Origin of the sequence: Microbacterium sp. RU1D, assembly GCF_900156435.1 — a bacterium.
Classification (GTDB): Bacteria; Actinomycetota; Actinomycetes; order Actinomycetales; family Microbacteriaceae; genus Microbacterium.
Genome location: NZ_FTPQ01000002.1, coordinates 41,797 through 58,605, shown reverse-complemented (window position 1 = coordinate 58,605; position 16,809 = coordinate 41,797). Strand labels below are relative to the sequence as shown.

Here is a 16,809-nt window from a genome sequence, read left to right as displayed (position 1 = left end):
GCCGACAGCCCCGTCGCATCCGGTGCCGGCGCGCTCCTATCGACCTCGAAGAAGCCCCGGACGCCACCCTCGCGGCGCGACGAACACCCCGGCGGGCGAGTGTCTCGGCATCGAGACGATCGCCCGCTGCCGCGGCATCCGGGTTTGCGTTCTCACCCGGCGACTGACCTAAACTAAGCCTATCCTTACCTAACACGCAGGAGGCTCTTCGTGTCCCGATTCCGCGCTCTGGCGGCCCTCGCCGCCGGTTCCGCCCTCGTCCTGACCGGCTGTGCCGGCACCTCAGCCGCCCCCGGCGAGCAGGAAGCCGCGTCGAGCGACGCCGGCTTCCCCGTCACGATCGAGAACGTCTTCGGCGAGACGACGATCGACGCCAAGCCCGAGCGCATCGTCACCGTCGACTGGGGCAACCAGGACGTCGCGCTGGCCCTCGGGGTCGTTCCGGTGGCGATGCCCAAGGTCACCTATGGCGACGAGGACGGCGACGGACTCCTCCCCTGGACCAAGGACAAGCTGGCCGAGCTCGGCGCCGAGACGCCCGTGCTGATGGACGAGTCGAACGGTTACGACTATGAGGCCATCGCCGACGCCCAGCCCGATGTCATCCTGGCCGCCTACTCGGGCATGACGCAGGAGCAGTACGACACGCTGAGCAAGATCGCGCCGGTGGTGACCTACCAGGATGTCGCCTGGGGCACGACCTGGCAGCAGATGACCGTCCTCGACGGCACCGCGCTCGGCCTGAAGGACGAAGCCGACGCGCTCGTCGCCGAGAAGGAGGAGCACATCAGCACCGAGGCGGCGAAGTACCCCGCCCTCGCGGACAAGAAGTCGCTGCTGACGTACTTCGACCCCACCAACCTGTCGACGCTCGGCTTCTACAGCACGCTGGACCCGCGCATGGGGTACCTGCAGGAGCTCGGCCTGGCTCCGTCCTCGTACGTGTCCGAGGAGTCGGCCGCCTCGGAGACGTTCTGGTTCACTCCCAGCACGGAGCAGATCGAGAAGTTCGCCGACGTCGATGTGATGGTCGCCTACGGCAGTGACGACATGATCGCGGCGATGCAGGCCGACCCCCTGCTGTCGAAGGTGCCCGCCGTGCAGAACGGTGCGATCGCCGTGGTCGAGGACAACTCGACCCTCTCGTCCGCGATCACGCCGACCCCCCTCAACATCGGCACCAGCTACGGCGACGACTACATCGCCCTGGTGGGTGCGGCCGCCGAGAAGGCCGCATCCTGATGCGGGCCTCCCGTCCGTCGGCGCGATGACCGCTCTCGCTTCGACCGTCTCGGCCCCCGGCGACGCACCCGTGCGTCGGTGGGGGCGGAGACGCGTCGCCGGCGTCACCGGGCTCGTCGTCCTTCTCATCGTGGCCGTGATCCTGTCGGTCACCTTCGGCGCGCGCGACGTCACGGCCGCCGATGTCTGGGCAGGCCTCGGCGGCTCCACCGACACCGCGTCGAGCGCCGCCGTCGCCAAGCGCATCCCGCGCACCGTGCTCGCGATCCTCATCGGAGCCGCGCTCGCCGTCTCCGGCACCGTGCTGCAGGGCGCCACCCGCAACCCCCTCGCCGACCCCCAGATCCTCGGGATCAACGGCGGCGCCGGGCTCGCGATCGTCACGGGCATCGCGTTCTTCGGCCTGAGCTCGCCGTCGATGTACATCTGGACCGGCATGCTCGGAGCCGGCGCCGCCGCCGTGCTCGTCTACACGATCGGATCCCTCGGGCGCGGAGGCGCCACCCCGCTGCGCCTGGCACTGGCCGGCGCGGTCACCGCCGTGGCGTTCAGCTCCCTCACGAGCGCGATCCTGCTGCCCCGCACCGACGTTCTGAACGTCTTCCGGTTCTGGCAGATCGGCGGCGTGGGCGGGGCGACGTTCGACACCATCGTGCAGGTCCTCCCCTTCCTTCTCGTCGGCCTCGTCATCTGCCTCGGGGTCGCCCCCGCGCTGAACACCCTCGCGCTGGGCGACGAGCTCGCCGCCGGTCTCGGCGCGCGCGTGCGAACCGCCCGCCTCATCGCGACCGGCGGCGCCGTCGTGCTGTGCGGCGCGGCGACCGCCGTCGCCGGCCCCATCGGATTCGTGGGACTCGTCGTCCCCCACATGCTCCGCCTCATCGTCGGCGTCGACCACCGGTGGTTGCTGCCCGTCTCGGCGCTGGGCGGGGCGGCCCTGCTCACCCTCGCCGACGTCATCGGACGCGTCGTCGCCCGGCCCGAGGAGATCGAGGTCGGCATCGTCACCGCTCTCGTCGGCGCCCCGTTCTTCATCGCCCTCGTCCGCCGACAGAAGATGAGGGCCCTGTGAGCGCCTCCCTCGCCCCTCACGGCGCCCTCGTCGCCGCCGCGCCCGAGACTCTGGCATCCGTCGTCGCCGGCCGCCGCCGCCGTCGGCGGCGCTGGCTGGTCGTCACCGTCGTTCTCGCCGTGCTGGTCCTGCTCTCATTCGTCCTCAGCCTCATGCTCGGGCAGACCTTCTATTCGCCGGCCGAGGTCTGGGGCGTGCTGACCGGCCAGCGTGTGGCGGGTGCGTCGTTCACCGTCGGAGAGCTGCGCCTGCCGCGCGCGATGACCGGGCTGCTGACCGGCCTGTGCTTCGGCATGGGCGGAGTCGTGTTCCAGACCATGCTGCGCAACGCCCTCGCGAGCCCCGACGTGATCGGCATCAACACCGGCGCCAGTGCCGCCGCGGTGATCGGCATCGTCGTGCTCGGACTCAGTGAGACCGCGGTGTCGTTCCTGGCGATGGCTGCGGCCCTCGCCGCCGCCCTGGTCATCTACCTCCTCGCCTACCGCGACGGCAGCTCGGGGGCACGCCTCATCCTCGTCGGCATCGGCGTGGCCGCCATGTGCCAGGCGGTCGTGTCGTACGTCATCGCGCGCGCGGCGCAGTACGACCTGCCTGCCGCCATGCGGTGGATCACCGGCAACCTCAACGACGCCACGTGGGATCGCGCCCTGCCGGTGCTCTTCGCGGTCGTCGTGCTCGGTCCGGTGCTGATCATCCTCTCCGGGCGTCTCGAGATCCTCCGCATGGGCGACGACACCGCGTCGGCGATCGGCCTGCCGGTCGAACGCAGCCGCCTGCTGCTGATCGTCGCGGCCGTCGGCCTGCTGGCGTTCGGCACGGCGGCCGCGGGGCCCATCGCCTTCGTGTCGTTCCTCGCCGGACCCATCGCCGTCCGCCTCCTCGGCCCGGTCGGCTCCCCCGTCCTGCCCGCGGGGCTCGTGGGCGCGCTCCTCGTGCTCGTCGCCGACTTCGCCGCCCAGTACGCCTTCGGTACGCGCCTGCCCGTCGGCGTGATCACCGGCGTGCTCGGCGCCCCGTACCTCGTCTTCCTGCTCGTGCGCAGCAGCCGATCCGAAGGAACGTCGCTATGACTCCCCTGGATGCCAGAACCCCCTCAGCTCCCATTTCGAAGGGACGCCGTCATGACCATTGAGCGCACCCTGACCGCCGAGGGCGTCACGCTCGGGTACGGCGACCGCACGATCGTCGACGCGCTCGACCTCTCGCTGCCCCCCGGCAAGGTCACGGCTATCGTCGGCGCCAACGCGTGCGGCAAGTCGACGCTGCTGAAGTCCATGGCGCGTCTGCTCTCCCCCTCGTCCGGGCAGGTGCTGCTCGACGGCAAGGCGATCCACCGGATGCCGACCAAGCAGGTCGCGCGCGTGCTCGGGCTGCTCCCCCAGTCGCCGGTCGCCCCGGACGGCATCGCGGTGTCCGATCTCGTCAGTCGCGGTCGTCACCCGCACCAGGGCGCGCTGTCCCGGTGGACGCGCACCGACGACGATGCCGTGGCGCGCGCGCTCGACGCAACCGACACCGCGCACCTCGCCGACCGGCACGTCGACCAGCTCAGCGGCGGTCAGCGTCAGCGCGTGTGGATCGCCATGGCCCTCGCTCAGGAGACCGACGTCCTCCTGTTGGACGAGCCGACGACCTTCCTCGACATCAGCCATCAGATCGACGTCCTCGACCTGCTCACCGATTTGAACCGCGAGCGCGGGACGACCGTCGCCATGGTGCTGCACGACCTCAACCTCGCGGCGCGCTACGCCGACCACCTCGTCGCGATGGCGGAGGGGCGCATCGTCGCGGCGGGCGACCCGGGCGAGGTGCTCACCGAGGACACCGTGGAGCAGGTGTTCGGTCTGCGCAGCCGTGTCGTGCCCGATCCCCTCACCGGCCGACCGATGATCGTGCCGATCGGGCGCCACCACACCGTGCAGCAGGCGACGATCCCCGCAAGCTGACGCGGGATCCCGCCGACGCACGATCGCGCTGACAAGGGATCGCACGACGCGGAAGGGCCCGGACGGTATCGCCGTCCGGGCCCTTCCACGCTGACTCTCGCGTCGGGAACGACTCAGGCCGTGCGCTCCACCTGCCCGTCACGCCAGTACCCCATGAACGCCACGCGCTTGCGATCGACGCCGTGGCCCTGCACGAGGAGCCGCCGGAGGGTCTTCACCGCCTGCGACTCCCCCGCGATCCACGCGTAGAACTCGCCCTCGCCGTCCGCCGGGCTGTCCCACAACAGGTCGACGTCGAGGTCGATGTCTTCGAGCTCCTGCGGCCGGGGCGCGGCGGCGCGCTCCAGCACGGCGCGGGATCCCGCGGCCCACGCCTCGACCGCCTCGATCAGCGCTTCGCCGTGGGGGCGGTCGTCGCGAGCGAGCCAGGTGACCGGCAGCGCGCCCGGACCCACCGATAGTGCATCGTCGATCGTCGGTACCTCGACGAACGCGTCGACGACGTAGCCGGGACCGAGCCCCTCGAGGATCGCGCAGATGGCCGGCGCGGCCGTCTCGTCTCCCGCGAGCAGCAGGCGCTGCGCCGTCCCGGGATGGAAGTCGATGCCCTGCGCAGAATCGTCGCTGCGGGCGTCGGGCCCGACCACGAGGATGCTCTCGCCCGCGGCCGCGCTCTCCGCCCACGTCCCGGCCGGACCCGCGTCGTGGTGCAGCACGAAGTCGATGTCGAGCTCGAGCGCGTCGGGATCGATGCGTCGCACCGTGTAGGTGCGGAACGGCATCCGCTCGTCCTCCGGCAGGTCGCGCCACCGTGTGTACCACTCGCCGTTGTCGATCGCCTCGGGGTCGTGCTGGCCGATGTCGCACAGGCGGCCGTCCGCACCGGGCAGCACGAGCTTCACGCGCTGGTCGCGGCGGTCGGTGCCGAAGAACTCGAAGTCCGGACAGGTGAAGGTGACGCGCGCGAAGTGGGGAGACAGACGGCGGGCCGTCTTCACCACGGCGACGTACGGGCGGTAGGCGGGGCGCGTGGCTGTCTTCACCCGATAAGGATATCCTTACCTATCTTCGGATGCCAGGCGAGCGGCGCAGAAAACCTCGCCGGCGAACGACCGGAGGTCCGGTTGCCGCATGCCGGCGCGTTCACCCCCGCGGCGACGGCGCACCGAGGCATCCGCTCATCGCTCAGTCCCGTGGCACCAGTGCCCCGAGGCGTTCGATCGCCTCACGCAACACCTCGGGGGCGCACCCGACGTTGATCCGCACGTGGCCGATCCCCTCGGAACCGAAGACCGGACCGTGGTGCAGCGCGACCTTCGCCTCGCGCCGGATGAACGGCGCCGGGTTGTCGCCCCAGCCGTACGCCGACACGTCGACCCAGGCGAGGAATCCGGCCTCGGGCACGCGATAGCGGGCGAGCGGGAGGTGCTCGGCGAGCAGGTCGGCCAGCAGGCGGCGGTTCTCATCGAGCGCCGCCAGCAGCGCGTCGAGCCACGGATCGCTCTCGGCCGCGAAGGCGGCACGGTTCGCGATGACGCCGAACAGCCCCGCTCGCCACTCCACCTCCCACGGCAGCGACCGCACCACCTGCGCGGTCTCCTCCGCTCCGGTGACGATCACCGCGCACTTGAGCCCCGCGAGGTTGTACGTCTTGCTGGCGCTGGTGACGGCGTACCCGACCGCGGCGGCCTCCGGAGCGGCATCCAGGAAAGGGGTGAACACCGCCGGCGCGTGCGTCAGGGGCGCGTGGATCTCATCGCTCACGACGCTCGCGCCGTACCGGGCGGCGAGACGCGCGAGCGCGGCCAGACTCTCGCGCGTGTGCACCGTGCCCGTGGGATTGTGCGGGTTGCACAGCAGCACCGCACGGGCCCCGGATGCCAGTGCCTCCTCGATTCCGTCGAGGTCGAGGCTCCATCGCGAACCGTCGTCGAGGAGCGGGACGCGTTCGACGACCGCCCCGGCCTCCTCGACGGTGTCGTAGAACGGCGGGTAGACGGGGGTCGTGACGACGACCCGGTCGCCGGGCGAGGTCACCGCGCGGAGCACCTCGACGACGCCCATCATGACGTCGCCCGTCCAGCGGATGCGCGATGGGTCGATCGTCCAGCCCCAGCGCCGCTCGGCGTAGGCGGCGAAGTCGACGTCGATGCCCGGTCGCGGCGGGGTGTACCCCGTGTCGCCGATCTCCACCGCGCGGTGCAGCGCCGTGGTGATCGCGGGCGCGAGGGGAAAATCGGTCTCGGCGACGAACATGGGGATGACGTCGTCCCCGTACGAGCGCCACTTCGTGCTGGAGCGCTGGCGGAGGAGGTCCAGGGGAAGGGCCTGCAGGGGGGCGACGCTCATGAGGAAAGCCTAACGAGGGCCTCGGACACCCGTAGCGCCCGCGTCAGACGACGACACACGACGGGTCCGCGCAATGACGAACGCCCACCCGCGGAGGGGTGGGCGTTCGAGAGATCCGAGGTCGCGGAGTCGACGACGCGGAGCCGCCGGACCTACGAATCCGGAATCGTTCTCAGATCGCGAAGCCGAGGGCGCGCATCATGTCGCGGCCGTCGTCGGTGATCCGCTCGGGGCCCCACGGCGGCATCCACACCCAATTGATGCGGAAGCGGTCCACCACGTTGTCGAGGGCCTGAGCCGTCTGCTCTTCGAGCACGTCGGTCAGCGGGCAGCCCGCCGAGGTGAGGGTCATGTGGATGACGAGCGCGTCGTTCTCGTCGTCCCAGGCGAGATCGTAGATGAGTCCGAGGTCGACGACGTTGATCCCCAGTTCGGGGTCCATGACGTCTTTCAGGGCCTCGGTGACCTCGTCGTACTTCTCGGGAGCGAGGGTTGCGGTCATGTAACGATCCTACGCGTCGATCGGCGTACCGGCCTCGAGGAAGCGGTCGTAGCCCTCTTCCTCGAGTCGGTCGGCGAGCTCGGGGCCGCCCTCTTCCACGATGCGGCCCTTGACCACGACGTGCACGAAGTCGGGGCGGATGTAGCGCAGGATGCGCGTGTAGTGCGTGATGAGAAGCACGCCGAGGTCGGTCTGCTCCTTGGCGCGGTTCACGCCCTCGGACACGATTTTCAGCGCGTCGACGTCGAGGCCGGAGTCGGTCTCGTCGAGCACCGCGATCTTCGGCTTGAGCAGCTCGAGCTGGAGGATCTCGTGCCGCTTCTTCTCGCCACCCGAGAAGCCCTCGTTGACGTTGCGCGCGGCGAACTTCGCGTCCATGCGCAGGTTCTCCATGGCGCCCTTGACGTCCTTGGTCCAGCTGCGGATCGCCGGCGCTTCGCCGTCGATCGCCGTCTTGGCCGTGCGCAGGAAGTTGGTGACCGTCACGCCCGGGATCTCCACCGGGTACTGCATCGCGAGGAAGAGGCCCGCACGGGCGCGCTCGTCGACGCTCATCTCCAGCACGTCCTCGCCGTCGAGCGTGATGGAGCCGCTCGTGACGGTGTACTTGGGGTGACCGGCGATCGTGTACGCCAGGGTCGACTTGCCGGAGCCGTTGGGGCCCATGATGGCGTGCGTCTCACCGGTGCGCATGGTCAGCGTCACGCCGTTGAGGATCGGGGTCGTACCGTTCTCCGTCTCGACCGTCACGTGGAGGTCGCGGATCTCGAGGACAGACATGGTGTTCCTTACTCGTAAAGTCTCAGGTCTCGGCGCGGCTCAGGCCGTCGCCTTGGTGACGGACGGATCGATGAGCACGTCGTCTCCGTCGATCACGACCTCGTACACGGGGACCGGCTCATAGGCCGGGAGGTTCAGGGGGCGACCCGTCTTCAGCGAGAACGCCGAGCCATGGGCCCAGCACTCCAGCGTCTCGCCCTCGACGAAGCCGTCCGAGAGCGAGATGTCACCGTGCGTGCAGACGTCGCCGATCGCGTGGACGTCACCGTTGCCGTCGAGCACGACGGCGATCGCGACACCGTCGATCTCGACCCGGCGGGCCTCGTCCTGCACGAGCTCGCTCAGTGCGCAGGCGCGCGAGGCGCTCACGCGGCAGCCCCCGCGGCCAGCTCGCGCTCGATGGCCTCGATGAGCTCGGTCTCGAGCTCGGGGATGCCGATGCGCTGCACGATCTCGCTGAGGAAGCCGAGCACGACCAGACGACGCGCCTCGTCTTCCGCGATGCCGCGGGCCTGCAGGTAGAACAGCTGCTCGTCGTCGAAACGCCCGGTGGCGCTCGCGTGACCGGCGCCCTGGATGTCGCCCGTCTCGATCTCGAGGTTCGGGATCGAGTCGGCGCGGGCGCCGTCGGTGAGCACGAGGTTGCGGTTCGCCTCGTAGGAGTCGGTGCCCGTGGCATCCGGTCCGATGAGGACGTCGCCGATCCAGACGCTGCGGGCGCTCTCGCCCTGCAGGGCGCCCTTGTAGAGCACGTCGCCGACCGTGTGCGGACCCTTGTGGTGCAGGTACACCTGCGACTCGAGGTGCTGACCGGCGTCGGAGAACGACAGGCCGTACAGACGCCCCTCGGCGCCCGGTCCCGACAGCTCGACGGAGGGGTTCACGCGCACGACACCGCCGCCGAAGCTCACCACGACGTGCGTGAGCTTCGCGTCGCGGTCGACGCGCGCCTGATGCGACGAGGCGTGGATCGCGTCGTCGTCCCACTTCTGCACGGACACGACCGTGAGGTCGGCGCCGTCGCGCACGAGGATCTCGACGTTCTGCGCGTGCTGCGCCGTGCCCTCGTGGCGGAGCACGACGGTGCCGCGCGAGTTCGGCTGCGCTTCGATCACCACGTGCGCGTGCGCGAGTCCCCCGGTGCCGGTGAGACGCACGACGACGGGCTCGTCGAGCTCGACGTTCGCGGGGATGCGCAGCAGCGGCGCCTCGGCCTCGTGCGCCCAGGCGAGGGCGGCGGGGAGGTCCTCCGGGCGGAAGTGCTCACCGCGCGGCGCATCGCCCGCGGCGAGTCGAAGCTGCTCGACCGCAGCAGGCGCCTCGACGTCGACGGTGACGACGCCGGTGGGTCCGGCCTCGTCGACGAAGAGGGGCGCGAGCCGGTCGATCGGGCTGAGCTTCCAGTTGACCTCGCGACCCGTGGGGACGCCGAAGTCGGCCGGGTCGAACGAGGTCTTCCGCTCCGAGCGCGTCTGCACCGGAACGACGGATGCCACGAGGGCTGCCGGGTCGATGTGACCCTCGGCGGCTGCGTGAGTGTCGGTCGCAGTCGTCATTTAGCCTACGGATCCTTCCATGCCCATCTCGATGAGCTTGTTGAGTTCGAGCGCGTACTCCATGGGGAGCTCGCGGGCGATGGGCTCGATGAACCCGCGCACGATCATCGCCATGGCCTCGTCTTCGGGCAGGCCGCGCGACTGCAGGTAGAACAGCTGCTCCTCGCTGACCTTCGAGACGGTGGCCTCGTGGCCGAGCTGGACGTCGTCGACGCGGATGTCGATCGCGGGGTACGTGTCGCTGCGCGAGATCGTGTCGACCAGGAGCGCGTCGCAGCGCACGGTGTTCGCGGAGTGGTGCGCGTTGGCATCCACGCGGACCTCGCCGCGGTAGCCGGCGCGACCGCCGCCACGGGCGATCGACTTCGACACGATCGACGACTGCGTGTACGGCGCCATGTGGACCATCTTCGCGCCGGCGTCCTGGTGCTGACCGGGACCGGCGAAGGCGACCGACAGGGTCTCGCCCTTGGCGTGCTCGCCCATCAGGTAGATGGAGGGGTACTTCATCGTCACCTTGGAGCCGATGTTGCCGTCGACCCACTCCATGGTCGCGCCCTCGTGGGCGACGGCGCGCTTGGTGACGAGGTTGTACACGTTGTTCGACCAGTTCTGGATCGTCGTGTAGCGCACGCGGGCATTCTTCTTCACGATGATCTCGACGACGGCCGAGTGCAGCGAGTCCGACTTGTAGATCGGAGCGGTGCAGCCTTCGATGTAGTGGACGTAGCTGTCCTCATCGGCGATGATCAGCGTCCGCTCGAACTGGCCCATGTTCTCGGTGTTGATGCGGAAGTACGCCTGCAGCGGGATCTCGACGTGCACGCCCTTGGGGACGTAGACGAACGAACCGCCCGACCAGACCGCCGTGTTCAGCGCGGCGAACTTGTTGTCTCCGGCGGGGATGACCGTACCGAAGTACTCCTCGAAGAATTCCGGGTGCTCGCGCAGCGCCGTGTCGGTGTCCATGAAGATGACGCCCTGCTGCTCCAGGTCCTCGCGGATCTGGTGGTAGACGACCTCGGACTCGTACTGGGCGGCGACGCCGGCGACGAGGCGCTGACGCTCGGCCTCGGGGATGCCGAGCTTCTCGTACGTGTTGCGGATCTCCTCCGGGAGGTCCTCCCACGACTGCGCCTGCTTCTCGGTCGAGCGCACGAAGTACTTGATGTTCTCGAAGTCGATGTCGCTGAGGTCGGCGCCCCAGGTCGGCATGGGCTTCTTGCCGAAGAGCTGATACCCCTTCAGACGGGTCTTCAGCATCCACTCCGGCTCGGACTTCAGCGAGGAGATGCCGCGCACGACGTCCTCGTTGATCCCGCGCTGCGCGACGGCACCCGCGGCGTCGGTGTCGTGCCAGCCGAACTCGTATTGCCCCAGGCTCTCGAGCTCTGGTCGGTCGATGAGGACATCGGACATGGTGATCACTCTCCTTCTCGGGCCTCAACGGTGTCATCCGCCCCGACATTCCGGACTCCGGTCGAAGTCCCAGGAATGTCGCTGGTGGGCCCGCTCGAAGGCGCTGGCTGCGCGCCTAGACTGTCTGTTGTGCGGATCGCGTGAGCGCTGCACACGGACCCTTCGATTCTACAGGCAACACCCGCTCCCGGCATGGCAGGCCCGCTCTCCCGAACGCCGGGACCGCCCCGACGCCAGGAAGCCGCACGTATGCCCTCCGCCTCGTCCTCCCCCGCCTCGTCCCGCGTCCCCGGCGTGCTGCAACGCCTCGGCGCGTGGCTGCCCACGCGGGTCGACCGCCGGGTGCGGGTGTTCGCGTGGCTGTCCTTCATCGCCGAGGTGCTCATCATCGGCACCGGTGGAGCCGTTCGCCTGACCGGTTCGGGCCTGGGCTGCCCCACCTGGCCGCGCTGCACCCCCGACTCGCTCGTGAACACCCCCGAGATGGGCATCCACGGAATCATCGAGTTCGGCAACCGCACCCTCACCGGCCTGGTCGGCATCCTCGCCCTCGCCGTCGTCGTCCTGGTGTGGCGCATGCGACACGAGCGCCGCGTCCTCTTCGTGCTCTCGCTCGTCGTGCTCGGAGGGATCGTCGCGCAGGCGGTCGTCGGCGGCATCACCGTGCTCACCGGTCTCAACCCGTTCATCGTCGGGTTCCACTACGTCGCCTCGGTCGTGCTGGTCGCCGTGTGCGCGGCCTTCCTCGTGCGCATGTACCAGCCGGCCGGACCCCGCGCGCTGGCTGTGCCCCGCTGGTTCGCGGGGCTCGTGCACGCGACCACCGGCGTGCTCGCGCTGACCATCGTGTTCGGCGTGCTGACCACCGGGGCGGGCCCTCACTCCGGCGACGAGGCCTCGGTGCGCAACGGTTTCGACGCGCAGGTGCTCGAGCACGTGCATGCCTGGCCCGGATACGCGCTGTTCGCGCTCACGCTCGTCGTCGTCGCCGCCGCGTGGCGCCTGCGCCTACCCGTCCGCCGGTGGGCGACGGCGCTGCTGGCCGTCGAACTCGTGCAGATCGCGGTGGGCCTCTACCAGGCGCGCAACGGCCTGCCCGAGATCGCCGTGGGCACGCACATGGTGCTCGCCGCCCTGGCCGCAGCGACCATGACCGTCGTGGTCCTGCGCCTGAAGACACCGGTCGCGGCAGCACACTCGCATCACCGTCGTGCCACAGCCGACGCCCGCGCCTGACGACTCGCGTCCCCCTTATACGCTCATAGCGCATTCATCGGCGACCCCTAGGCCTCGCCAGGACGAGTGCGACACCCTTGTCGTTCCGGGTTCGCGCCCGGGCACTCCTGATGCCATCGCGTCGGGAGACGCCAGTCCGGCGCCCGCACGCCGGAACGACAAGGAGTACACCCCATGAAGACCCGCCCCCGCCTGGTGACCAGCATCCCGTTCTGGGTGCTCGTCGTCGCATCCCTGGCCGCCATCGCCGGTGGACTCGCGATCGTCCTGAACGGGATCGACGCGATGGAGCAGGTGCTCAACGACCCCAACGCCACCGTCGTGCAGGTCTACGTCGGCCAGTCCTGGGTCGTCGTCGGCGCCGCGGTGCTGGGCGCCGGTGCCGTCGGCATCGTCGCGGCCCTCGCCCTCGCCGCCGCCACCGCCCTCGTGCGCCGCCCCGACGTCTCGGTCGAGACGATCGACTGGTCCAGCGACGAGGAGACGGCCCCCGCGAGCGCCGCTCCCTTCGCCCCCGCCACGACCGCCGCCCCCCTCGCGGTCGAGGATGCCGACATCGAGACGCCGTCGACGGCCACCGCTCCCCCGCAGGCCGCCGCCGCCGCGCAGCACGACGCGCCGAGACTCGACGCGGGCGACGACACCACGCGTCGCTGACCCCGCGTTCCTTTGCGCGACCGAGGCGCCCGCTCCCGACTGGGGCGGGCGCTTTCGCGTCCGTCGCGGCCGCGCCCGCTCGCGGGGGCGCTTCCGCGTCCGTCGCGGTCGAGGACGATGCCTACGCTGGAGGGATGTTCACGCTTCGACCGACGCAGGAGGACGACTGGCGCCGGTTGCGGGCGTTCCGCATCGAGAACGCCACCGACGATCCGATCTCGTGGACGGCGACCGTCGAGGAGACGCTGCGCATTCCCGAGGACGGGTGGCGGATGCGAGCGCGCCGTGGCGCACAGCCCGACACCACGAGCATCGTGGCGACCGACGACGGGTCGGGCCGCTGGCTCGGGATGATGTGCGCGCAGCTCGGTGACGCGCAGGGCCCCGAGCCCGTCCTCACCGGCGTCTACGTGACACCCGACGCGCGAGGGCGGGAGAAGGGCGTCACCGACGCCCTGTTCGATGCGATCCTCCGATGGGCCGGCTCGAGCGGAACCGTCCTGCGTCTCTGGGTGGCCGAGAGCGCGGCCCCCGCACGCCGTTACTACGCGCGGAAGGGGTTCGCTCCCACGGGGCGCGTCGACGACCTCCGGGTCCTCGGACGGGCTCCTCAGCCGGACGACGGCGGACTGCTCGAGATGAGTCGCGTTCTGCCGGGACGCGCTGCCCGGCCACGAGAGGATCGCTCATCCCGTGCCTCAGGATTGGCCTGACGCGGTCGACGCCGGGGATGCGGCTAGAGACGACCCCACGCCCGGGTCGGGCGTGGACGCTGCCGTGGATGGTTGTCAGAAGGGCAGCAGCGGGTCGACCGCGATGGCCACGAACAGGAGCGTCAGGTAGGTGATCGACGCGTGGAACACGCGCATCGGCCGGGGCTCCCCACCGCGGACGGCACGGGCGTAGAGGCGGTGCGACTCGTAGATGAACCAGCCGCCGAACACCAGCGCCGAGACCGTGTAGACCACGCCCATCGAGGCGACGGGGATGAGCAGCAGCGAACAGGCGACGGTCGCCCACGCGTAGAGAATGACCTGCAGGCCCACCTGCGAACCGCTGCGGGTCGCCCCCAGCATGGGGACGTCGACCTCGTCGTACTGCGCGGCGTACTTCATCGACAGCGGCCAGTAGTGCGGCGGCGTCCACAGGAACACGAGCGCGAACAGGATGAACGGCGCCCACGACAGCGACCCCGTCACGGCCGACCAGCCGATGAGCACCGGGAAGCAGCCGGCGATGCCGCCCCACACGATGTTCTGCTCGGTGCGGCGCTTGAGGATCATCGTGTAGATCACGACGTAGAAGAAGATGGCGGCCGCCGACAGGCCCGCGGCCAGCGGGTTCGTGAAGACCAGCAGCCACACGGTGGAGAACACCGCGAGCGTCCACGCGAACGTCAGCGCACCACGGGGCGAGACCTCGCCGGTGACCAGCGGACGGTTCTCGGTGCGCTGCATGTGCGCGTCGATGTCGCGGTCGAGGTACATGTTGAACGCCGCGGCCGACCCGGCGCTCAGCGAGCCGCCGACCACCGTGGCGAGGATGAGCCACAGGTTCGGCAGACCGCCCTGCGCGAGGATCATCACCGGAACGGTGGTCACCAGCAGGAGCTCGAGGACGCGCGGCTTCGTCAGAGCGACGTAGGCCCGAAGGGTGCGTCCGACGGAGCGGCGATCGGTCGTCGCAATGACGTGCGACGTCGTCGAGATGTCCATCGTCCCCCGGGGTAGCGCGTATGTATCCCCACGATTCTATGCCATCCCCACCACACCCTCGGCCGCCTGTCGACCCCCGTCACGAACGGCAACGGCGTCGGTCGTTCTCGCTATGCTGGCGAAGAACGCGCGCCCCGCGCCGACACCCCACCCCCCTCCCACTCCTACGGTGACGAGCGCGGACGTCGGTACGTGAACCGGGCGCAGGATCGAGAAAGGCACCGTGTTGTCGGACTTCGAATGGGACGAGATCGATCGGCGCGCGGTGGACACCGCACGCATCCTGGCGGCTGACGCCGTCGAGAAGGTGGGCAACGGCCACCCGGGTACGGCCATGTCGCTGGCCCCCGCCGCCTACCTTCTGTACCAGCGGGTGCTCCGCCACGACCCCGCCGACACGCACTGGCCCGGTCGCGACCGCTTCATCCTCTCCGCCGGGCACTCCTCGCTCACGCAGTACGTGCAGCTCTACCTCGGCGGTTTCGGCCTCGAGTTGAAGGACCTCGAGGCGCTGCGCACGTGGGGCTCCCTGACCCCCGGCCACCCCGAGTTCGGCCACACCGACGGCGTCGAGATCACCACCGGGCCGCTCGGCCAGGGCCTGGCGTCCTCCGTCGGTTTCGCCTACGCGGCCCGCTACGAGCGTGGCCTGTTCGACGCCGAGACCCCGGCGGGCGAAAGCCCCTTCGACCACTTCGTCTACGTCATCGCCGGTGACGGCGACCTCCAGGAGGGCGTCACGAGCGAGGCGTCCTCGCTCGCCGGCCACCAGGAGCTCGGCAACCTCATCGCGATCTACGACTCCAACCAGATCTCGATCGAGGACGACACCAACGTCGCCTTCACCGAAGACGTGCAGAAGCGCTACGAGGCCTACGGCTGGCACGTGCAGACCGTGGATTGGAAGAAGACCGGCGAGTACGTCGAAGACGTCGCCGAGCTGCACTCCGCGATCGAGGCCGCCAAGGGCGAGACGAGCAAGCCCTCGCTCATCATCCTCAAGACGATCATCGGCTGGCCCTCGCCCGGCAAGCAGAACTCGGGCAAGATCCACGGCTCCGCCCTCGGCGCCGACGAGCTCAAGGCCACGAAGGAGGTGCTCGGGTTCGACCCCGAACAGCACTTCGCCGTCGCCGACGACGTGCTCGAGCGCACCCGCGAGCTCGTGAAGCGCGGCGAGGCCGAGAAAGCCGCCTGGCAGGAGAAGTTCGACGCGTGGGCGTCGAAGCACCCCGAGCGCAAGCGGCTGTGGGACCGCCTGCAGGCCCGGGAACTCCCGGCCGACATCGCCGACGCCCTCCCCGCCTTCGAGGCCGGCAAGGACGTCTCGACCCGCGCCGCCAGCGGAACGGTCATCAACGCCCTCGCCGCCGAACTCCCCGAGCTCTGGGGCGGTTCGGCCGACCTCGCCGAGTCCAACCTGACGACGATCAAGGACGCGAAGTCCTTCATCCCCTCGTCGTGGTCGACGCACGAGTGGTCGGGCGACCCCTACGGCCGCGTGCTGCACTTCGGCATCCGCGAGCACGCCATGGGCGCGATCCTCAACGGCATCGTCCTGCACGGACCCACGCGTCCGTTCGGCGGCACCTTCCTCATCTTCAGCGACTACATGCGCCCGCCGGTGCGTCTGGCCGCCCTGATGAACATTCCGACCATCTTCGTCTGGACGCACGACTCCGTCGCCCTCGGCGAGGACGGCCCCACCCACCAGCCGATCGAGCAGCTCGCGACGCTCCGCGCCATCCCGAACTTCGCCCTCGTGCGTCCCGCGGATGCCAACGAGACCAGCGTCGTGTGGCTCGAGATGCTGCGTCGCACCGCCGGGCCCGCCGGCATCGCGCTGACCCGCCAGAACATCCCCGTCTTCGCCCGCGGCGAGGGCGCGGCATCCGGTGACGAGTTCGCCTCCGCGGCGGGCGCCGTCAAGGGTGCGTACGTGCTGGCCGAGGCCAAGAACGGCAAGCCCGACGTCATCCTGATCGCCACCGGCTCCGAGGTGCAGTTGGCCGTCGAGGCGCGCGAGACGCTCGCCGCCGAGGGCGTGCACGCCCGCGTCGTGTCGGCTCCGTCGCTGGAGTGGTTCGCCGAGCAGGACGAGGCCTACCGCGAGTCGGTGCTGCCCTCGTCGGTGAAGGCGCGCGTGTCGGTCGAGGCGGGCTCCGCCCTGTCCTGGGCGGGCATCGTCGGCGACGCCGGCCGTTCCGTCGCGATCGAGCACTTCGGCGCGTCGGCGGACTACAAGACCCTTTTCCAGAAGTTCGGCATCACGGCCGAGGCCGTCGTCGAGGCCGCGCGCGACTCGCTCGCCGCCGCCGAGAAGTAATCCCGA

16 protein-coding genes are annotated in these 16,809 nt (G+C 70.0%); 8 read left to right on the top strand and 8 right to left on the bottom strand.

Going from position 1 to position 16,809, the window contains the following annotated elements; translation table 11 throughout:
• The first annotated feature begins 210 nt into the window (after positions 1-210).
• From B0B15_RS08985 to B0B15_RS08970, 4 genes are read left to right on the top strand one after another with little or no spacing between them, the layout of a single operon-like run.
• Entirely contained in the window at positions 211-1,242 is a 1,032-nt protein-coding gene (locus B0B15_RS08985) for an iron-siderophore ABC transporter substrate-binding protein (protein WP_076675376.1), read from the top strand.
• A 25-nt stretch (positions 1,243-1,267) separates the two neighbouring features.
• Entirely contained in the window at positions 1,268-2,314 is a 1,047-nt protein-coding gene (locus B0B15_RS08980) for a FecCD family ABC transporter permease (RefSeq protein WP_076675375.1), read from the top strand.
• Positions 2,311-3,387, top strand: a complete 1,077-nt coding sequence (locus B0B15_RS08975; RefSeq protein ID WP_083708965.1) for a FecCD family ABC transporter permease — start codon at positions 2,311-2,313, stop codon at positions 3,385-3,387. The genes B0B15_RS08980 and B0B15_RS08975 overlap by 4 nt, the downstream gene beginning before the upstream one ends.
• A 51-nt stretch (positions 3,388-3,438) precedes the next feature.
• Entirely contained in the window at positions 3,439-4,263 is an 825-nt protein-coding gene (locus B0B15_RS08970) for an ABC transporter ATP-binding protein (RefSeq protein WP_076675373.1), read from the top strand.
• Between the two features lie 113 nt (positions 4,264-4,376).
• On the opposite strand, the gene B0B15_RS08965 is transcribed toward B0B15_RS08970, so the two are convergent.
• The 7 genes from B0B15_RS08965 to sufB all read right to left on the bottom strand — a co-directional run bounded on the left by B0B15_RS08965 (position 4,377) and on the right by sufB (position 10,869).
• Positions 4,377-5,306 carry a siderophore-interacting protein gene (locus B0B15_RS08965; protein ID WP_076675372.1) on the bottom strand — a complete coding sequence of 310 codons (930 nt, stop codon included), beginning with the start codon at positions 5,304-5,306 and terminating at the stop codon, positions 4,377-4,379.
• A gap of 142 nt (positions 5,307-5,448) precedes the next feature.
• Positions 5,449-6,612 carry a MalY/PatB family protein gene (locus B0B15_RS08960; RefSeq protein WP_076675370.1) on the bottom strand — a complete coding sequence of 388 codons (1,164 nt, stop codon included), beginning with the start codon at positions 6,610-6,612 and terminating at the stop codon, positions 5,449-5,451.
• 172 nt (positions 6,613-6,784) lie between these two features.
• Entirely contained in the window at positions 6,785-7,114 is a 330-nt protein-coding gene (locus tag B0B15_RS08955) for a metal-sulfur cluster assembly factor (RefSeq protein WP_013586729.1), read from the bottom strand.
• A 9-nt stretch (positions 7,115-7,123) separates the two neighbouring features.
• Positions 7,124-7,894, bottom strand: coding sequence for a Fe-S cluster assembly ATPase SufC (sufC, locus tag B0B15_RS08950; protein ID WP_013586730.1), 771 nt, complete (start codon positions 7,892-7,894; stop codon positions 7,124-7,126).
• A 39-nt stretch (positions 7,895-7,933) separates the two neighbouring features.
• A complete protein-coding gene (locus tag B0B15_RS08945) occupies positions 7,934-8,263 on the bottom strand; it encodes a non-heme iron oxygenase ferredoxin subunit (RefSeq protein WP_076675369.1) in 330 nt (109 codons plus the stop codon).
• Positions 8,260-9,450 carry a Fe-S cluster assembly protein SufD gene (gene sufD / locus B0B15_RS08940; RefSeq protein WP_076675368.1) on the bottom strand — a complete coding sequence of 397 codons (1,191 nt, stop codon included), beginning with the start codon at positions 9,448-9,450 and terminating at the stop codon, positions 8,260-8,262. The genes B0B15_RS08945 and sufD overlap by 4 nt, the downstream gene beginning before the upstream one ends.
• A complete protein-coding gene (gene sufB / locus B0B15_RS08935) occupies positions 9,451-10,869 on the bottom strand; it encodes a Fe-S cluster assembly protein SufB (protein ID WP_076676416.1) in 1,419 nt (472 codons plus the stop codon).
• Positions 10,870-11,118: 249 nt separating this feature from the next.
• On the opposite strand from sufB, the gene B0B15_RS08930 reads away from it, so the two are divergent.
• The 3 genes from B0B15_RS08930 to B0B15_RS08920 all read left to right on the top strand — a co-directional run bounded on the left by B0B15_RS08930 (position 11,119) and on the right by B0B15_RS08920 (position 13,475).
• A complete protein-coding gene (locus B0B15_RS08930) occupies positions 11,119-12,105 on the top strand; it encodes a COX15/CtaA family protein (protein ID WP_083708964.1) in 987 nt (328 codons plus the stop codon).
• 174 nt (positions 12,106-12,279) lie between these two features.
• Positions 12,280-12,762 (top strand): hypothetical protein, encoded by a 483-nt coding sequence (locus tag B0B15_RS08925; RefSeq protein ID WP_076675367.1) that lies wholly within the window; start codon positions 12,280-12,282, stop codon positions 12,760-12,762.
• Between the two features lie 134 nt (positions 12,763-12,896).
• Entirely contained in the window at positions 12,897-13,475 is a 579-nt protein-coding gene (locus B0B15_RS08920) for a GNAT family N-acetyltransferase (RefSeq protein ID WP_076675365.1), read from the top strand.
• A gap of 75 nt (positions 13,476-13,550) precedes the next feature.
• Here the strand turns inward: B0B15_RS08920 and B0B15_RS08915 are convergent, their stop codons facing one another.
• Positions 13,551-14,477: a heme o synthase gene (locus B0B15_RS08915; protein ID WP_076675363.1), complete on the bottom strand. Its 927-nt coding sequence runs from the start codon at positions 14,475-14,477 to the stop codon at positions 13,551-13,553.
• 226 nt (positions 14,478-14,703) lie between these two features.
• On the opposite strand from B0B15_RS08915, the gene tkt reads away from it, so the two are divergent.
• On the top strand, positions 14,704-16,803 hold the full coding sequence (gene tkt / locus B0B15_RS08910; protein ID WP_076676412.1) for a transketolase: 2,100 nt from the start codon (positions 14,704-14,706) through the stop codon (positions 16,801-16,803).
• Positions 16,804-16,809: the final 6 nt, after the last annotated feature.

Coding starts and splice junctions, on each gene's coding strand:
- B0B15_RS08960 (WP_076675370.1), bottom strand. CDS start 6,612: ATGAGCGTCGCCCCCCTGCAGGCCCTTCCCCTGGACCTCCTCCGCCAG.
- B0B15_RS08915 (WP_076675363.1), bottom strand. CDS start 14,477: ATGGACATCTCGACGACGTCGCACGTCATTGCGACGACCGATCGCCGC.
- sufC (WP_013586730.1), bottom strand. CDS start 7,894: ATGTCTGTCCTCGAGATCCGCGACCTCCACGTGACGGTCGAGACGGAG.
- B0B15_RS08955 (WP_013586729.1), bottom strand. CDS start 7,114: ATGACCGCAACCCTCGCTCCCGAGAAGTACGACGAGGTCACCGAGGCC.
- sufB (WP_076676416.1), bottom strand. CDS start 10,869: ATGTCCGATGTCCTCATCGACCGACCAGAGCTCGAGAGCCTGGGGCAA.
- B0B15_RS08970 (WP_076675373.1), top strand. CDS start 3,439: ATGACCATTGAGCGCACCCTGACCGCCGAGGGCGTCACGCTCGGGTAC.
- B0B15_RS08930 (WP_083708964.1), top strand. CDS start 11,119: ATGCCCTCCGCCTCGTCCTCCCCCGCCTCGTCCCGCGTCCCCGGCGTG.
- B0B15_RS08980 (WP_076675375.1), top strand. CDS start 1,268: ATGACCGCTCTCGCTTCGACCGTCTCGGCCCCCGGCGACGCACCCGTG.
- sufD (WP_076675368.1), bottom strand. CDS start 9,450: ATGACGACTGCGACCGACACTCACGCAGCCGCCGAGGGTCACATCGAC.
- B0B15_RS08920 (WP_076675365.1), top strand. CDS start 12,897: ATGTTCACGCTTCGACCGACGCAGGAGGACGACTGGCGCCGGTTGCGG.
- B0B15_RS08925 (WP_076675367.1), top strand. CDS start 12,280: ATGAAGACCCGCCCCCGCCTGGTGACCAGCATCCCGTTCTGGGTGCTC.